The 1,114-nt window shown below is 58.6% G+C and carries 1 protein-coding gene and 1 pseudogene; one reads left to right on the forward strand and one right to left on the reverse strand.

Going from position 1 to position 1,114, the window contains the following annotated elements:
* A partial coding sequence (locus tag ACXJ7R_RS33800; protein WP_457155583.1) for a hypothetical protein occupies window positions 1-670 on the forward strand: 670 nt, incomplete at its 5' end.
* A 75-nt stretch (window positions 671-745) separates the two neighbouring features.
* Here the strand turns inward: ACXJ7R_RS33800 and ACXJ7R_RS33805 are convergent.
* A pseudogene (locus ACXJ7R_RS33805) lies at window positions 746-1,114 on the reverse strand (argininosuccinate synthase); the annotation flags it as partial.

The raw sequence follows: 1,114 nt of genomic DNA on the forward strand, positions 1-1,114 counted from the left end.
GTCGAGGGTCGTTCAGAAGGTCGGCCAGCGCGGCAGCTTGAAATGGATCCAGCGCGCGGTGAATAGAACTCCACGCGCGCTCAGCGAGCCCCTTGGTGAATTTGTTGCTACTGCAGCGTCGACGGTTTGGCTGTCACCGATAGCGAATGATGACTACGCAGAATATCGTGATCGCGATTTTCTTGATCTGGTCGGTGTTGGTGAGTTGTCCGGTCGTCTCTCGGAGTATTGGCCCCAACGCGGACCCCAGTGGGACGCGCTTGGCAGGACGAGTGCGGGAGATATTCTGCTGGTCGAGGCGAAGGCGCATATTGCCGAGTTGTGTTCGCCAGCCTCATCGGCCGGTCCGAGATCGCGCATGGTCATCGAGAAAGCGCTGGCTCAGACTATCGAATATCTCGGAGCAAGACCGCGCGCGCCATGGGTCGATGTATTTTATCAATTGGCAAACCGGCTTTCCCATTTGCACTTCCTTCGTCGCGAGGGGTGCAAAGCTTGGCTCGTGCTGGCGAATTTCGTCGGAGACCGGGATATCGGAGGACCCGAAACAAAAGCGGAGTGGGAGGCCGCGTACAAGGTCGTCCACCATATCATGGGACTTTCCGAACGACAYGCTCTCAGTCGCTATGTGGTCCACATCTATCCGCATGTGTCGGACTTGGATATTTAGCCGGCAGATTATGACTCGCGTCGAGGTAGCAGTCCAAAACCGGCCAAAGCCGGGTTTGGACATGCCATATGATGGTCAACTCTTGCGGCTGCGTGCTGCCAGCGTGCGCAGCCTCAGTGCATTCAGGCGGATGAAGCCGGCGGCGTCCTTCTGGTCGTAGGCGCCGCGGTCGTCCTCGAAGGTGACCAGTGCATCGGAATAAAGCGTCTTCTTCGACTTGCGGCCGGTGACCATGACGTTGCCCTTGTAGAGCTTGAGGCGCACCGTGCCCTCGACGTCTTCCTGGCTCTTGTCGATCATCGCCTGCAACATCAGCCGTTCGGGCGCGAACCAGAAGCCGTTGTAGATCAGCTCGGCGTAGCGCGACATGAACTCGTCCTTCAGGTGCGCGGCACCACGGTCGAGCGTGATCGATTCGATGGCGCGGTGGGCCGATATCAGGAT

Source organism: Mesorhizobium sp. P5_C1 (genome assembly GCF_054049815.1).